The sequence below is a fragment of the Candidatus Zixiibacteriota bacterium genome, from assembly GCA_036480375.1.
Lineage (GTDB): Bacteria > Zixibacteria > MSB-5A5 > GN15 > JAAZOE01 > JAZGGI01.
This window is the reverse complement of the sequence record JAZGGI010000028.1, coordinates 37,438-53,299: the sequence shown is the minus strand read 5'-3', so window position 1 is coordinate 53,299 and position 15,862 is coordinate 37,438. Positions and strand designations below refer to the sequence as shown.

The following is a 15,862-nucleotide window of genomic DNA, read 5'->3' as shown; positions in this document are numbered from 1 at the left end:
ATCCGCATAAAAGAATTGGCTGGTGGAGCCGTCAGGTGAAACTTTCATTTCAATTCTGCTCGCGCATTTGGGGCACCAGCCGACAAACGCCTTTCCTTTCTTATTCAAATAGATGCGGGAATAGACCCGACAACACTTGAAAAATATCCCGACTGAAGGCCGCATTCTGTTCTTTTTGCCTTCTTCCGCCATACCGTTTGATAATATAAAATTTGGAGTCAGTCAATCCAAGAGTTTTGGCGGCCTAATTGAAATTTAATTTATCGCTGAGTCGGAAGAAGACAATCACAAATTTATGTCGAAATTTGGTTCATAATTTCTACCGATGAGGAGCAGCCAATGCGAGAGGCTCCGGCTATTATCATTTCTCTTGCGGTTTCAGCCGATTTAATTCCCCCGGCCGCCTTGATGTGAATCTGATCCCGGCAAATTTCCTTGAGTTTACGAATATGCTCAACCGGGGTAGGACCGGCAAAACCGGTCGCGCTCTTGATAAAATCCGCTCCGGAATTGATTACCGCCCGGCAGGCGTCAAGCCATATGTCGGCATTCAGAATAGGGGTTTCGATGATCACTTTCAAAATAGTCGAGTTGGCAAGCGACTTTCGTATTTCGGTCAATTCGTTTTCAACCGCCGTAAAATCTCCACTTTTGAACCAACCCAGATTAGCGACGACGTCGATTTCATCAGCACCGTCCAGTTCAGCCCGCAACGCTTCGACCTTTTTTATATGAGTCGTATTGGTTCCCAGGGGAAAGCCGGAAACGGCGCCGATTTTCACATTTGAATTTTTAATTTCTTCAACGGCAACGGAAACCCGGACAGGATTAACAACAACTGAATAGAAATTAAATTTTACCGCTTCATGGCACAGATTTCTGATATCATTTTCGGTTGCATCCGACTTCAGTAGAGTATGGTCAAAAAATCGGGCCAGATCGATCATTGTATTTCTCCTAAAAAAGATTTTCCGGGAAAAGGATAATCAATTTTAAATATATCCGCGATTGTTTTCCCGGTATCGGCAAAAGATTCCCTGATGCCGAGATTTATTCCTTTCGGCATACCCGGCCGGTAAACCAAAAGAGGAACGTATTCACGGCTGTGATCGGTTGAAGGCGTGGTCGGGTCGCATCCGTGATCGGCGGTGATAATTAAAAGATCGCGGTCCTTTAATTTACCGATAAGATTCTCGAGTTGGGCATCAAATATCTCTAATCCGTTTGCGAATGATTTATAATCATTACGATGTCCCCAGAGCATGTCAAAATCAACCAGGTTTGTCATAATCAGGCCGGATGAATAAGAATCAAGGGCGGCAATCGTTTTATCCATACAGTCGTCATTGCCACTGGCGGTGATCTTTTCCGATATGCCCAGTCCGGCCATAATTTCATAAATTTTGCCGATGGCGATAACCGGAATATTCGCCTCGACTAATTTCTGATTGACAAAGGGGGAGGCGGGGAGGGCGGAAAAATCTTTTCGCCGAGGCGTTCTCACAAAGCCATCCGGCCGCCCCTCAAATGGTCGGGCAATAACGCGCCCAACATTATGTTCGCCGGTAAGTAAATTTCTCGCGATCCCGCATATTCTATATAGCTCATCAGGAGGCACGATTGATTCATGGGCGGCAATTTGGAAAACTGAATCTGCGGATGTATAGACTATAAGGGCTTGCGTGTCCAAATGTGTTTGCCCCAATCGCACGATTATTTCCGTTCCCGATGCCGGTTCATTGCCAACTACTTTGTAGCCGCTTTGTTCGGAGAATTTCTTAATCAGAGATTCGGGGAATCCGTCGGGATAGGTCGGAAACGGCTTTTCAAGAATGACTCCAAAATGTTCCCAGTGACCGGAGGTGGAATCTTTGCCCGCGGACTTTTCGGCCATTTTTCCAAACGAGGCCCGTGAATCGTTAACCGTATCTAACCCCTGAATCGTATCGATATTTCCCAAGCCGAACGATTCGAGAATAGGCAGGTTGAGTCCGCCTACGGTTGCAGCCGTATTCTGGAGAGTGGCGGAGCCTTCGTCGCCATACTTGTCGGCGTCGGGCAATTCACCGATACCGCAGGCGTCGAGAACCATGAATATGACTCGGAATATATCGTTCATTTGACGAATTTAAGATAGAAAAAAACAGATGTAAAGTATATTAATTGCTTTCAATGTTGGAGAAAACTAAGCTCCGATTTCCATCAAATTCTAGTTTAAAAAACATATCAACTATTTTTTGTTCATTTTTAGGAATATCGATCCTGTTTCCATTATCATCTATATAAAACTCCATCACATCTCGTTTTTTACGATGCGAGACAACATGCGATGAGAGATCAATTTGAACAGGCCATCCGTGTTCCAAAGAAAAATACAACAGGCCTTTAACGGTGCGCCATTCTTCTCGTTGAGTTAAAGTAGAATCAGCTGGATCAGGAAATAAGGCCGCGGCGATTTGGGCTTTTATTTCTATCAATGCGCAATCGTATCCGTTTTTCCCGGTGAAACCCTTAAAAAGATAATCCACTTTGGTTAAAGAGGTGTCTCCGTTCAGCATGATGGATGGTATGATTCTGCCCCATTTGTGCCCTGGGGAAATCGGCTCGACCGGAAAACTGACATAGACGGGACTCATAATTGTCATATAGAAATGTACTTGGTCTTCCGTTAAACTGTCATCCGGGTTATTGAGATTCAGAATAGAATCTCTATCTGAAAGATGTATAAAATAGGTTAATTCTTCAGTTGTGTCACGGGAACCATTGCCTGAATCAAGTTCAGATTTACTTTGAGATTTCCAGATATAGTAAATTCCCACCAGATAGGTGTGATCATAAAGGCGTTCTTTTATTGTTAATTTAGTATTTGTGATTGATGACCAGTCAATTTTGCTAAGCCATTTGTTATTTCTAAAAACATTGCCGTTTTCATTCGCAGTTGTAGTAATATTAATTGATTTACCAATTGGCATGTTTTTTCGAAACAAATACTTTTCCCGCTCCGTTGAACATGATTGGATTAAAAACGCGGATATAAAAACAATAAGCACCACAGCTTTTGGTGAAAAATGGTTAGAAGGGTTTGTCATTTTTTTCTCCAGAATCACCAACGAATGCCAAATACTAAATAGTCCTATTTATTCTTAATTTTCTCGGTTGTTTCATTTGAAAAATCTATGGGATTGCTTACGCCAGGGGGAATATTTCCTGTCCATCCGGCGATATTTTTCCCGTCCGCTCTAATTTCTATGGCCCGATTACCAGCTTGCGATACGTGCATGCGCGATTTAAATTCGGTGGCGAACAGTGAAACAAAAAGAAGCGTTATCACCGCCGCGACTCGAATAAGCAGTTTGTAAATATGCTGGCGAGTTAAACTCTGCCGATGAACGGTTGTTTCCGGTTCAGGCACCGGGTGAAGATGCTCCGTTCTATTTAATATAGTATCGGATAAAGCCGTGAAATAATCCTCACCGGGATCGGGCGTTTCGATCCGGCCCATTATTGATTTGAGCCGCTGGTACTGCTCCAATTCCCTCGCGCATGAGGGACAGCGAGAGAAATGATCCAAAACCTCCTGATGTTTTTCCGGAGTTAATTCTCCGTCAAGAAAATCTCCGATTAAATAAGAAATGTGGCGGTTTGACATTTTATATCTCCAATTCAATCACATCGATAAAAACTTAGAAAGTTTTTGTTTCAGTTTGTTACGCGCAATATGCAAATTTGACCTCACCGTAGCTTCCGGACATTCGAGAATCCGGGCAATTTCTTCCTTCGACCGGCCCTCTATATCATGCAAAACCAGAGTTACCTTTTGTCTTGGAGGAAGCTCCTCCGCTGCTTTAATAATCGCGTCCAATAGCTGCTTATTTTCAAGGGTCTTTTCCGGGTCGGTTACCCTTAAGGAAAGGGAAACTTGAATATTCCCCGGAAGTTCACCTTCATCCCCCATCGCCACCACCCTGCCTTTTCTTTTGCGCAACAAATCAATTGCATAATTTGTGGCGATCCGGAATAAAAACGAATCAAACCTAACCGGAGATTTCAATTGACTAATCCGGCTATAGACCCGGACGAAAGTTTCCTGGGCAACTTCATCGGCGTCAGAGTGATTCATTAGTATCTTGTAGGCCAAGGCATAAACCCTACTGTGAAACGCCTTGACCAACTCGGCAAACGCCTGCCTGTCACCCTCTCGGAAAAGCAACACCAGACGGGTTGTCTCATCTGTCATCCCGCTGATATCTCTTTCGTCTAAAAGCTTGACGATTTTGACGGTCTTTTGTGCAATCAAAAATTAATTCAATTGACATTAACTTACCGTTAGGTTATGATTCTATCGGTCGTTTGTCAATTTATTTTTATGCAACAAGTTGGGAAAATAAATGGCCGATTTGGAACATATTTCAAATAAAAGAAAATACCGTTTATTGTTTGTTACGGCGTTGTCTGCCTTTATAGGCACTCTGGACGCTTCCATCGTCAATATCAGTCTCCCGACTTTGTCCCGAAGTTTCGGTATATCAATCGATTATGTAGCTTGGGTAGTTTTAGCCTATTCTTTGACAATTGCTTCGACACTCCTATTTGTAGGCCGAATTGCCGTTAAAAAAGGATTTCGATATACCTATTTGACTGGTTTTGGTCTGTTTACTATTGGATCCTGTCTCTGTGGTATGTCCGTAACTATATGGCAATTAATAGCTTTTCGAATTATTCATGGCGTAGGCGCTTCGTTTATGATGGCCGCCGGCCCGGCCCTGATAACGCGAGCCTTTCCGGTTGAAGAACGGGGAAAAAGTATGGGGATTCTGGCCACTGTGGTGGGAATTGGTTTGATGTCGGGGCCTCCGGTTGGAGGGTTGATTGTTTCAACCCTGGGCTGGAAATGGATATTTTTCATCAATATCCCCATCGGCATTTTCGGATATATCTATTCAATGAGTACTTTGCGGGGTATGAAGCCCGATGATCCCGATACAAAGCTTGATATTCCGGGAGGATTGCTTCAGGCGGCTGCCATTATCCTGATCCTTTTAACGCTCAATCGTCTTAATGACCCGATCTGGACGTCGAATACCCTTATTTTGATGGTTTCCCTTGGGATATTTTCATTCGCGTTATTTATAATTCGCGAGACCCGGGTTGATTCTCCTCTGGTTGGTCTGGGCATATTTCGGTACAGGCAATTTTCACTGGCCATAACTTCGATGATGGTATCGTTTATCTGTATCGCCGCCTGGATGATCTTGATTCCGTTTTATCTCGAGGATATTCTGCGATATTCTCCGCGTCAAGTCGGGATGGTTTTAGTTACGGTACCATTGGTTACGGTCTTTGTCGCGCCTCTGGCCGGCAGAATATCCGACAAAATCGGGTATCGATTATTGACGACTTTGGGACTTTGCATCTCTACTGTTGGTATTTTTTTGATTTCGACATTAGATCAAAACTCCACTCGATTTGAGATTATCATTCGTCTGATTGTCATTGGGATTGGCGGGGGGATGTTTCAGGCGCCCAATTCATCGGCGATGATGTCGGCTATTCCAAAGAGAATTTCGGCCATCGCCTCCAGTCTGCTGGCTGTTGCCCGGACGCTGGGATTGGCTCTTGGGGTAGCAATATCCACGGCGATATTTACTTACCGGGTCCAAAATCAATCCGAGATTCTGGATAAGGCGACCGCCTACGAGAAGTCATTTACCTGGGTGGTAATGCTTTTCGCGATTGTATCAATTTTGGCGATTATAATATCGGCATTTAGAAAAAACAGAATCGACCAACGGAACCTAGAATTGGACCATTAAGATTATTTTATCCTGCCGTCTAACTTATTTCTTGACAGAGCCGAAATGAGGTATATATTGGCAATCTTACCCGTGTGGGGCCGTAGTTCAGTTGGGAGAACGCATGACTGGCAGTCATGAGGTCAGGGGTTCGAACCCCCTCGGCTCCACCAAAAATTTATATTTCAATAACTTACAAGATTTCAAATCAAAGCCAAACATCAAAAAGGGCACATGATTTTTTAGTGCCTTTTGCTCGTCAAGAGACCTCCGAAAGGAGAGAATCTTGGCAAATCTCAATAGAATCAAGAAAATTGAAAAAATCTTCAAAGTTTTGAATTTGAAAGTACTTCGATTCCTTCGAATTTGATTGCACGTTGAGAAATCTATCTCAAGTCACAATTGAAGGGTATATTGAGAGGCTTAACGCCCTATTTCAATATTTAATTGAGCAAAAGATAGTATTAAAGATGCCACGAATCTTCAAAGATTTTTTAATGAAAACATTGGGCGGAGACGGACTGATCTTTACCGCACTCTAAAATCGGTTGCTTTATCCATCAGTCTTATTATATTGGGTGTGCATTCTTGGAAGGTCATTTATAGAAAATTCAATCTTTATCGTCGGGGGCTGCTATGCGACAATTATCTTTATTCTTGGAATCCCTTTATACAGTCATTCGGTTTTTAAAGATATAAATATCTAACCCAGGAAGGGAGAAATCAGTCATGTGTAATTCCAAATCAAATGCATTAATTGCGATGTCAGGCTTTATAGTTTTAGCCTGTGTACTGCTCGCAGGCAGTCTTTATGCCGAGCCGATGACTAAAGTTGCAGGCAAGATGACCATGGAAATTGTCAAGGCGGATACACTTGCCGTTGCCGATACCGAGGGTCATCACATGTTCCTGCAAGTATATGAGGGTACCAACGCCAAGACGGGAGATAATGAGTTTATGGCTGGCGCCACGTTACGCAACACGTCGTTTTCTGACATCGTTCAAGGAAATGGATTTCATCAAGGGTATGTTGAATTCACTAAAGATGATGGTACAACAATTGCCAAATGGAAAGGCAAAATCACCACCACTCTTGCGGCAGACGGCACAAAAGTCACGAGTTTTGAGGGTAGTTTTTCATACATTAGCGGGACCGGCAAGTTCGAAAATATTCAGGGAAGTGGTACTTACACGGGCCAATTTACTTCGAATACGACCCTTACGGCCGACTGGGAGGGTGAGATTACACTTGGGGAGTAGAAATTATAATTTATTAGACAATATGGGTGGCCTATCATTTATGATTGACCATGCATGGCGATTCTTTTAACTCCCGACTTGGCTTCTCATTTCCGCCATCATACTCTTTTATGGAACCGGTGAGGTGTGTCCGTAAATCAGCGCGACCATTAAGAACAAAAGGGCCGACTAACATCGGCCTTTTTCTCACACAAATAAAGCCTCTATTTGTTCTTTGAGATAACACCCGACAAATCGATATTCGTGACCGATATCACATCCAAAGCAATCTCGTAAGTTGTTGTGTTATGTAGCCGTAGTTCGGTTAGGAGAACGCATGACTGGCAGTCATGAGGTCAGGGGTTCGAACTCCCTTGGCTCCACCAGATAAACCATTTCTCATTAATTTCGTTATTAGCGAATTCCCATCAAATTTGCATAAATTGCGAGTGAATACTTGACAAGCCGGACATAATAGTATTTATTAATATATATCTTTTTTATCTGAACTTAGAATAATCAGACCGATTTTCGCTACACACCAAGGGTATATTTACTAATATTTTGCCAGGAGGAATGCCATGAAATTCACACGTCTTTTTATTACGGTTATCATCTTATCAATAACAGCAGCTATCACATTTGCCGGGGTTCCGCCTTATATCAATTATCAAGGGCGACTGACTAATAGTGAAGGATTTCCCGTAAACGATAGTACTTATACTTTTAGATTTCAAATCTACGATGCAGAATCAGGTGGAGATGAACTTTGGACTTCAGCACCGGAGATTGATGCAATTGCAGTCACAAATGGCTTGTATAATTACATTTTGGGTTCATCGAATCCCCTTCCGGATTCATTGGCCAAGTATGAGTCATTATGGTTGAATATAACCATAGACGATATCGGTGAAATAGGACAGCGGATACACTTAACAAGCGTATCCTATGCTTTTAAGGCGTTGTACGCTGATGCTGCAGGTACAATCGCGGATAATGTCGTGGATAGTAATACGATTCTTAATAGTTCCATTAGTCTGAATGATATTGACAGTACGGGAGCTGGGGCTAATCAAATCATTAAACGGAATCCCGCAAACACCGCTTGGATTTTCGCTAACGATTCAATCTCATCGAATGGCCTCGGTGGCTGGAACTGGTCGGACAGCGCTGGACATGGTCCTGATTCAGTTATTTATGCGGATAGTGCTTCACAAGCGGACTATGCTGACTCAGCCGGGACAGTAAACGCGGGGGATATAAGAAGTGGGATGTTGAGTAATAGTCGCTTATCAAGCAACGTGAGTAAATTGGGCCAGACTATTGAAAGCGGCGAAATTACCGATGAACCGGGCATCGCAAGATACTATAATGACACTACTAACTACACCGTGCCATTTGCATGGACAACGGTTGGGCAGCAATCAATCAATTGCCCAACCCCTGGCTATATTCTGGCAATAGGCTCTGCAACAATAACCATTGAGCACGAGAATGGCACAGGGCGCCATCCATTAATGGGATTCTCCCATGCTCCAAATCAAGATGTCTACCGGCCACGGTCTCAATTTATGTTACCTGAGAATTATCCTACTGGTATGGTCAGGATTCAAATGCATAATATCACTTTTATTCCTTGTTCAGTAAGTGATACTTATACTTATTATTTGAATTGCGTTGAAAGCTCGTCTGGGGCAGAGATTGAAGTAAGTAATGTGCAGGTTATATTGCTATTCTTCCCAACTGCCTATGGAACAGTTTCTAAGTAAGTGGGGGAAATGCAAATAAGAGGTAGCGGTTATGAAAAATAAAGCAATGTGCCATATCGCCATATTTGCCATACTACTTTTCAGTACAGGCGGTCTGGCCGATGAAAAAGCTGATGAAGGAATAAACTGGCAGGCCATATCCTCAGGCGGTCATATGAATACTTCAATTGACACATTTTTAATCAGCGGAACTGTGGGACAAACCGCTATTGGAACAAGCTTATTTGCTGAGAATGGATTAAGTCACGGGTTTTGGCAACGAGTTTTAATCCGCGGCAATACAGAACCGGGGCCAAACGTTGAAGTACCCATAACGGATAGTCTTATAATTACTTTCGATAGTGTCATTTCACCGGGAATTACAAGCGTCATTATAAGCAATCCGGGTGAATTGACTCCACCAGAAGGGTTCAAGCTAGTCCCAAGCTCTCCCCCTATATATTATGAAATTACAACAACTGCTGATTTTTATGGGAGTATTAGGATATGTTTCACTTATGATGAGAATGATATTCAGGGAAACGAATCGAATTTACGCCTTATGCATAGGAACGATGAAGACCCGCCCGGTTGGAATGATATAACGGATACGGTATATATAGATGAAAACCGGATTTGCGGAATCACGGATTCTTTCTCCGGCTTTAGTTTGGCAGAGAAGGAATATATCTGCGGAGATGCCAATGGCGATGAGGATATTAATGTCGGCGATGCGGTCTTTATCATCAATCACGTATTCAAGGGCGGCCCCGCATCAGATCCGATTGAAACTTGCGATGCCAACTGTGATAGTGACTGCAACGTCGGGGATGCAGTATATTTAATAAATCACGTCTTCAAAGGCGGACCGGCTCCGTGCGAAAGCTGCAAATAAATGGAATATTTTTTATTTATTGGAATCCCCTCGGCTCCACCAATTTAATATCATTTCAGTATATTTTATGCGCTTTTGCGAGTTACCATTTTCATTGCCAAATCACGAAAATCCATTATATTTAGATTAGCGTTTCCGACAACTCGATTTTACATACCACGGTTGAAAAAACTGTAATATATAAATTTTATGGGCTATAAAATTGGGCAAATAGGAGGAAAACATGAAAAACACAATTAGTATTTTAGTCCTTGCGGTTGTTTTAGCATCTATGAGTTTTGCTCAGATTCCGCAGATAATCAATTATCAAGGGCGCTTGACCGATACCGGGGGAGAGCCGGTTCCAGACGGTCCATACCTGATCAATTTTGTTCTTTATAGCGGCGAAGCCTCCGATGATACTCTCTGGTTTTCGGGTCAACAGTCAATTCAGGTAACGGATGGATTGTTCAGCTATCAACTCGGTTCAAATAATCCGCTCCCGTCCGATTTTTTCGGGCCCGGTAGTGAACCGTTCTTGGGTGTTACGATTGAATCCGATCCCGAGATTTCACCGAGAACGAGAATAACATCGGCGGCTTTTTCCTGGCATTCGCATACCTCCGATACCGCCGGAGTTGCCAGGGTGGCGACTCTTGCTCAGGATCTTTCCTGTTATCATTGCGTTTCGACAGCCGACATTGACGATGGCTGCATTAACGCGGCCAAAATTGCTCCGGGCGCTGTTAATTCCGACAAAATCCAGGATGGCACAATTCGATTTGGTGATATTGGCACGAACGGAGCCGCCGAAGGCGAGGTTATGAAAATGGTTTACGGCAACTGGACAGCGGCGGCCGATGAAACCAGTTCGGGTAGCGGCAGCGGTGATATTACTGCAGTATATCCCGGTTCAGGCCTGAGCGGCGGTGGCGAAACAGGGGATGTCACTCTGTCAATTACTCCTTATGGCATTACTTCGTCTCATCTCGCTGGTAGTTCTGTTGATGGTGGTAAGATTTTAGATTTTTCCGTTACCGGAAATGATATTGCAGGTAATTCGGTCGAAACCGGTCATATACAAAACAACACCATTCTATTCAATGATATTGCTTCAAACGGAGCCGCCGAGGGCGAGGTTATGAAGATGGTGGGCGGCAACTGGATTGCGGCCGCAGATGAAACCGGCTCAGGTGGAGGGGGCGATATTACGGCAGTTATTGCTTCCACCGGATTGGATGGAGGCGGTGTATCAGGCGACGTTATGCTATCAATCGCCGATCTTGGTGTAGGAAATCTGCAACTCGCCCAAAATTCCGTTAGTGCTGCTAAAATGCAAAATAATTCCGTATGGTCAGATCATATTATGGATAACGAAGTCGGCACAGCTGAACTGGATGATAACGCAGTGACTGGCTCAAAAATCGCCAATGGTGCCGTTACTCACAATAAAATCGCCAGCAGCTCTATCAATAATTACCATATTACTAACGGCGAGGTTCTCACCGAAAAGCTAGAATATGGTGCTGTCACGAGCGCCAAAATCCTTGATGGTACAATTACCTCAGCGGATCTGGCTGAGGGTGCTGTTAATATGTCAAATATTGCTCAGTCCGGCGCGACTGAATCTCAGGCTATCACATGGAGTGAAAGCGCAGAGAACTGGCTGCCCAATACTGTCGGTGATATTACGTCAGTTACTACTCCTACCCTCGGAGGATTGCTGGGGGGAGGTGAATCGGGCGATATCGCATTGTGGATTGGGCTGGATGCTATCACTACGGGTCTCATTAAGGATGGCGCTATTATAAATGATGACATATGGTCGTCGGCTGATATTGACCCCACCAAGATAAGAGGCACAGCCGTCAACATTAGCGAAGCTCAGACAATTTCGGGAGCAAAAACCTTTGAAGATTTAAATATTAGCACGACTACAAGAAGACTGGCGATTTCAAGCGCGGCTTTTGTTCCGGGCAGCAGTTTCCATACATATTACAGAGCCACCTCATACTTGAGACTTACTGCTACTGGCGCAAACGATTTTTTTGCTCAAGTATCTTTGCCCGATGGAGCGACCGTTACTCAGGTCAAAGTCACCTATTATGATAACGATGCGAATTATAATGGATACATCCAACTGGTCAAAACTTATATGGCCAGCGGTGGCGAAATTATTATGGCAAGTGCCCTAACCACCGGTACACCGGGTTATACAACGGTAACCGATGGCTCTATTGTTAGCGAAACAGTAAGTAACGATGGCTATAACTATTCTTTAAAAGCAGACTTTGGATATAGTTCAAACCCAGTCAATATGAGGCTTTATGGTGCGGAGATTGTGTATACAATTGCCAGGCCGCTGCCATGATTATTTCGGGAGACCAAAAACAGTACACTGTTGACCTCTTGAGAGATATTTAGGAGTGAATAGATTATGAAAACTAAATTGGCAACGATTGGCCTCATTATACTGCTTCTCACAACATCTATTGGCCTTGCGGCAGAAGTTGAGAAAAAGGTGGCTGACGTAAAACAATCTGTTTCGCCGACAGAGAGCACCCAGGATAAAAATGAGCTGGCAAAGTTGGCTGTAAAAGCCATTATGACCGGTGAAGAGATAAATTGGCAGGTTATATCTGGCGGCGGCACCATTGAAGGCGAATCTTCAAATTATAAATTGAGCAGTACGGTTGGGCAGACCGCCGTTGGAGAGGGCACCGGTGGAGACAAAGTGCTGAACCATGGCTTCCTGCAGACTTTTGAAGCTGGCGCCAGTGGTTGTGCTACCGCGGGCGACGCCAATCATGATGGTTCGACCAATGTCGGCGATGCTGTTTATTTGATTGCTCATGTATTCAAAGGAGGTCCGGCGCCGCAAGAATTGAACGAAGGTGATGCCAATTTTGATTGTGCGGTTAATGTCGGTGATGCGGTCTTTTTGATCGCCCACGTTTTCAAGGGTGGACCCCCGGCGCAGTGCGGTTGTGTGGAGTAATTTGTTATTGTAACGAATTAATATTAAAGAAGCTCAGCTTAAGATCACTGCAGTTCATGGATATTAAACTCACGAGCATGCTTCTGATCTTTGGTTTTTGATTATCAATTTCCCGAATTTGCGGTTATCAGGCAGTGCCCTTTGATATGTCTGGGTATCATAGGCCGACAACCTAAACGCCTGCGATGGATTTTTTCTTTTTATTCGATTAAAGATTAGTCCGGGAATTCTCCAAAATTTAAATGCGATTCTCAGATAATCTTTTTGTTCAAACCGACTCAACCGCCGGTCAATATAATGTCTTTTATCCATGACTTGCGAGAATAGCATCTCGGGATTTTCATTCTGAAATTCCGAAAAGGCGGTAAATTCGCCGGCGTCACAATCCCGATATTTCCAATATTCATCAAAAAGGATTATACTTCCAACCGTTAATCTGTCCTTTATTTGAGAGAGAATGAATTTCGATATATCGTAAGTATCAACATCGAAATGGGCAAAATTAATATCGCCTGAATAATTGTCTAAAAATACCGGTAGAGTATTTTCGATGCGTCCTGCGATGATCTCCACATTATCCGGGAGATGCTCCGGGCGGCCCCGCATTTCACCCATTTTGTAACCGCACCATTCGACTTCATTTCCACCAAAGGAGTCGAATCCATATATGCGAGAATTCGGATATTTCTTGGCCAATTGCCTGATTGAAAAGCCATTAAGTACGCCAAATTCCAAAATTAATCCGGGCAACTTATTGTCATCGCATTCCGGATGGCTGTGATAAATATTTGTCATGCGACTGCCGGGAATTGTTATACTATCCATTAATGGTCTCTCAATTGTTTTATATCCGACATTTCCATCTCAAAAAATGTGCCAATATTGTCAATTTTTTATTTGATGCAAATGCTTATAAATCAAGGCCATACATATAATGAAAATCTGTCGCATCAGAGCCAAAGTCACACTAAGAAAATAATTCCACTCCGGGGAGGAACAATTATCTCAATCGTTTTGGCCTCGTATCAGTGGTTCGCACGGTAAAAATCACCTGCTTTGTATTTACATTGTGGAGTTTTGGGACGTAGATTCACACCGCTTTTGAAAAGCCGTTGACGAATTATATGTTTGCGTTGGACCAATTAATTTTATTCATTTTGTGCAGGAAATCTGAGGGATTAATAAAACTATCACAGGGGAGGATTATCATGAAATTAAACGTAAAAGCGTTCGCACTGACGTGCGGGATTATTTGGGGATTGGGATTATTTTTTATCACCTGGTGGGTGATGATTTTTGAAGGACAGGCCGGGAATATTCTGCCCATCGGGATTGTCTATCGCGGGTATTGTGTCACTGTCGCCGGTAGTTTTATCGGATTGGCGTGGGGACTGGTTGATGGCCTTATCGGCGGAGCGATATTTGCATGGCTGTATAATACACTCGCAGAGAAGTGTGGGAAGAAAACCGAAGCAGCGATTTAAACGAAATAGTTTCTAACAAATACTGTCAGGTCACACACGCTTGCAGCGTCCAAGACCTGACAGAACAATTTTGTCAATGGCCTATTTATTGCCGAAAGGATTGAGGGGAAGAGCTGGCTTTATCATCCGTTGGCGGTTATGATTGAGAATAGCGGCCTTATATCCTTCACCAACAAACTGATTTTCTTTTCTTATGGTAATAAAACCGCTGCCCTGGTCGGGTATCCAGTCGGCATAGAGGGGTACAAAATCCCGGAAAAAGACATTGATGCTGACGATATTGACTGCCGTTGGATTACCCAAATCACTCCACAAGATCCCGAATTCGAGGATATTCGTATCGGGCGGTAAATTCAAATAAGCAAATCCGGTCGGGTCGTAGATTACATTCCAGGTACTGCTTTGAGGATTCCAGGAAGCAAGAGCTTCATTTCCGTGCAATCCGATAATGACGCGATATTCCGCGCCGATATCATTGAGGGGAATGTTGGTGAAATCAGTATCTCCTGTGAAAGCGTTCTGATCAACATCAAAAAATATTCCCAGATCAAGAGTGGTATCATCGGGAATGGTATCATACGGGTCAAACCATGATTCCCAGCATTCATAGCGCAGTTCCAGCATCGTATCGGTACTTCGGGCAAATACCCGTCTCAAATCACTGCGCCAGAAATCATTGTTGTCCGATGCCAATTCCCGCCAGAGATAATTGACCGTAACCGTATCGGATATTCCAACCAAACCGGTCGCTTCATGCGCCCAGGCGACGATAGTATGCTCACTCGCGATCGGAAAACTCGACAAATCCCAGAAATATTCAAATGGAATGGACATATCATCGGCAATATGAGCGCCATCAATATAAAACTCGACTTTGGTTACTCCGACGGGATGCGAAGCGGCGACCTGAATGGTTACTGTATCCCCGAGGATAGTTTCATCAAACGGCCAGATAATTGATACTACCGGAATCAATGGATTAGGTTCGGTAGTGAACGACCAAATATAATCGCTTGCCAGATTTATTCCGAAGGTGTCGGCAACAGCGGTCGTGATTGTCGCGGTGTACGTTTGACTGTATTCCTTATTTGCGCGGGATGAGAGCGTCGCCGTTTTATTCGAATAGGAAATCGTTTCGCCAAATCCATTGTCAATAGTAAAAGATGAAGGTGTCAAAGTTGTAATATCAATTTCTTTGGAAAACGTCGCGGAAATTTGTGCATTGACGGGAACTTCTGTTTCTCCACCGGCGGGATCGGTTGAGATAACTATCGGAGGCAGAGTCGCGGGATCGGTTTCGGTTTGGAATGACCAGATATAATTCGAGACCAATTTATTCCCTGATATGTCTGATACGGCCGTTGTTATTGCAATCGAATATTGGGTCGAGTAGGATAATTGAACGGCTGGAGTCAGGGTTATGGTGTCGCCATTTTGTCCAAAGGTGCCATTAATTGCGGGAGATATATTGATCGTAGAAAAAGAAATAGTCGAGGTATCAATAGCCTCAGAAAATATTACATGTATTTCGGCGTCAATGGGGACGTTGGTCGCGTTATTCGCCGGAGAAGTTGATATTATTGTCGGGGGCGTCGTGTCGCCGATTGGATTGGTCGCTTCATCTTCTTTGCCGCATGACGTTAGCAAAAATGACACAAGTACCAACAACATAAGAAATGAAAATGATATATATCCACGCTTCAACATAAATTACTCTCCGACAGTTT

General features: G+C 43.6%; 14 protein-coding genes and 2 tRNA genes. 9 read left to right on the top strand and 7 right to left on the bottom strand.

What is annotated here, in order from left to right; all coding sequences use genetic code 11:
* Positions 1-293: 293 nt before the first annotated feature.
* From deoC to V3V99_08575, 5 genes are read right to left on the bottom strand one after another with little or no spacing between them, the layout of a single operon-like run.
* The gene (deoC, locus tag V3V99_08595) at positions 294-947 is read right to left on the bottom strand and encodes a deoxyribose-phosphate aldolase (protein MEE9442711.1); all 654 of its coding nucleotides are present in this window, start codon (positions 945-947) and stop codon (positions 294-296) included.
* A complete protein-coding gene (locus V3V99_08590) occupies positions 944-2,119 on the bottom strand; it encodes a phosphopentomutase (GenBank protein ID MEE9442710.1) in 1,176 nt (391 codons plus the stop codon). Before V3V99_08590 ends, deoC begins: the two co-directional genes overlap by 4 nt.
* A 40-nt stretch (positions 2,120-2,159) precedes the next feature.
* Positions 2,160-3,107: a hypothetical protein gene (locus V3V99_08585; GenBank protein MEE9442709.1), complete on the bottom strand. Its 948-nt coding sequence runs from the start codon at positions 3,105-3,107 to the stop codon at positions 2,160-2,162.
* 26 nt (positions 3,108-3,133) lie between these two features.
* Complete coding sequence (locus tag V3V99_08580; GenBank protein ID MEE9442708.1) at positions 3,134-3,649, bottom strand: zf-HC2 domain-containing protein; 516 nt, start codon at positions 3,647-3,649, stop codon at positions 3,134-3,136.
* Positions 3,650-3,667: 18 nt separating this feature from the next.
* Positions 3,668-4,297: a sigma-70 family RNA polymerase sigma factor gene (locus V3V99_08575; protein ID MEE9442707.1), complete on the bottom strand. Its 630-nt coding sequence runs from the start codon at positions 4,295-4,297 to the stop codon at positions 3,668-3,670.
* A 91-nt stretch (positions 4,298-4,388) separates the two neighbouring features.
* On the opposite strand from V3V99_08575, the gene V3V99_08570 reads away from it, so the two are divergent.
* The 8 genes from V3V99_08570 to V3V99_08535 all read left to right on the top strand — a co-directional run bounded on the left by V3V99_08570 (position 4,389) and on the right by V3V99_08535 (position 12,651).
* Entirely contained in the window at positions 4,389-5,813 is a 1,425-nt protein-coding gene (locus V3V99_08570) for an MFS transporter (GenBank protein MEE9442706.1), read from the top strand.
* 76 nt (positions 5,814-5,889) lie between these two features.
* A tRNA-Ala gene (locus V3V99_08565) sits at positions 5,890-5,965 on the top strand.
* Between the two features lie 556 nt (positions 5,966-6,521).
* Positions 6,522-7,052, top strand: coding sequence for a hypothetical protein (locus V3V99_08560; protein ID MEE9442705.1), 531 nt, complete (start codon positions 6,522-6,524; stop codon positions 7,050-7,052).
* 289 nt (positions 7,053-7,341) lie between these two features.
* Positions 7,342-7,417: transfer RNA gene (locus V3V99_08555), tRNA-Ala, on the top strand.
* A gap of 195 nt (positions 7,418-7,612) precedes the next feature.
* Positions 7,613-8,800, top strand: coding sequence for a hypothetical protein (locus V3V99_08550; GenBank protein ID MEE9442704.1), 1,188 nt, complete (start codon positions 7,613-7,615; stop codon positions 8,798-8,800).
* Between the two features lie 31 nt (positions 8,801-8,831).
* Complete coding sequence (locus V3V99_08545) at positions 8,832-9,674, top strand: dockerin type I repeat-containing protein (GenBank protein ID MEE9442703.1); 843 nt, start codon at positions 8,832-8,834, stop codon at positions 9,672-9,674.
* Positions 9,675-9,897: 223 nt separating this feature from the next.
* Entirely contained in the window at positions 9,898-12,024 is a 2,127-nt protein-coding gene (locus tag V3V99_08540; GenBank protein MEE9442702.1) for a hypothetical protein, read from the top strand.
* 66 nt (positions 12,025-12,090) lie between these two features.
* Positions 12,091-12,651 (top strand): dockerin type I domain-containing protein, encoded by a 561-nt coding sequence (locus V3V99_08535; GenBank protein MEE9442701.1) that lies wholly within the window; start codon positions 12,091-12,093, stop codon positions 12,649-12,651.
* Positions 12,652-12,720: 69 nt separating this feature from the next.
* Here V3V99_08535 and V3V99_08530 read toward each other — a convergent pair whose 3' ends face one another.
* Positions 12,721-13,476 (bottom strand): class I SAM-dependent methyltransferase, encoded by a 756-nt coding sequence (locus tag V3V99_08530; GenBank protein MEE9442700.1) that lies wholly within the window; start codon positions 13,474-13,476, stop codon positions 12,721-12,723.
* 383 nt (positions 13,477-13,859) lie between these two features.
* On the opposite strand from V3V99_08530, the gene V3V99_08525 reads away from it, so the two are divergent.
* On the top strand, positions 13,860-14,135 hold the full coding sequence (locus V3V99_08525; GenBank protein ID MEE9442699.1) for a bacteriophage holin: 276 nt from the start codon (positions 13,860-13,862) through the stop codon (positions 14,133-14,135).
* Between the two features lie 81 nt (positions 14,136-14,216).
* Here the strand turns inward: V3V99_08525 and V3V99_08520 are convergent, their stop codons facing one another.
* Positions 14,217-15,842, bottom strand: coding sequence for an Ig-like domain-containing protein (locus tag V3V99_08520; GenBank protein MEE9442698.1), 1,626 nt, complete (start codon positions 15,840-15,842; stop codon positions 14,217-14,219).
* Between the last annotated feature and the right edge of the window lie 20 nt (positions 15,843-15,862).

Coding starts and splice junctions, on each gene's coding strand:
- V3V99_08535 (MEE9442701.1), top strand. CDS start 12,091: ATGAAAACTAAATTGGCAACGATTGGCCTCATTATACTGCTTCTCACA.
- V3V99_08540 (MEE9442702.1), top strand. CDS start 9,898: ATGAAAAACACAATTAGTATTTTAGTCCTTGCGGTTGTTTTAGCATCT.
- V3V99_08530 (MEE9442700.1), bottom strand. CDS start 13,476: ATGGATAGTATAACAATTCCCGGCAGTCGCATGACAAATATTTATCAC.
- V3V99_08570 (MEE9442706.1), top strand. CDS start 4,389: ATGGCCGATTTGGAACATATTTCAAATAAAAGAAAATACCGTTTATTG.
- V3V99_08520 (MEE9442698.1), bottom strand. CDS start 15,842: ATGTTGAAGCGTGGATATATATCATTTTCATTTCTTATGTTGTTGGTA.
- deoC (MEE9442711.1), bottom strand. CDS start 947: ATGATCGATCTGGCCCGATTTTTTGACCATACTCTACTGAAGTCGGAT.
- V3V99_08550 (MEE9442704.1), top strand. CDS start 7,613: ATGAAATTCACACGTCTTTTTATTACGGTTATCATCTTATCAATAACA.
- V3V99_08545 (MEE9442703.1), top strand. CDS start 8,832: ATGAAAAATAAAGCAATGTGCCATATCGCCATATTTGCCATACTACTT.
- V3V99_08590 (MEE9442710.1), bottom strand. CDS start 2,119: ATGAACGATATATTCCGAGTCATATTCATGGTTCTCGACGCCTGCGGT.
- V3V99_08560 (MEE9442705.1), top strand. CDS start 6,522: ATGTGTAATTCCAAATCAAATGCATTAATTGCGATGTCAGGCTTTATA.
- V3V99_08525 (MEE9442699.1), top strand. CDS start 13,860: ATGAAATTAAACGTAAAAGCGTTCGCACTGACGTGCGGGATTATTTGG.
- V3V99_08580 (MEE9442708.1), bottom strand. CDS start 3,649: ATGTCAAACCGCCACATTTCTTATTTAATCGGAGATTTTCTTGACGGA.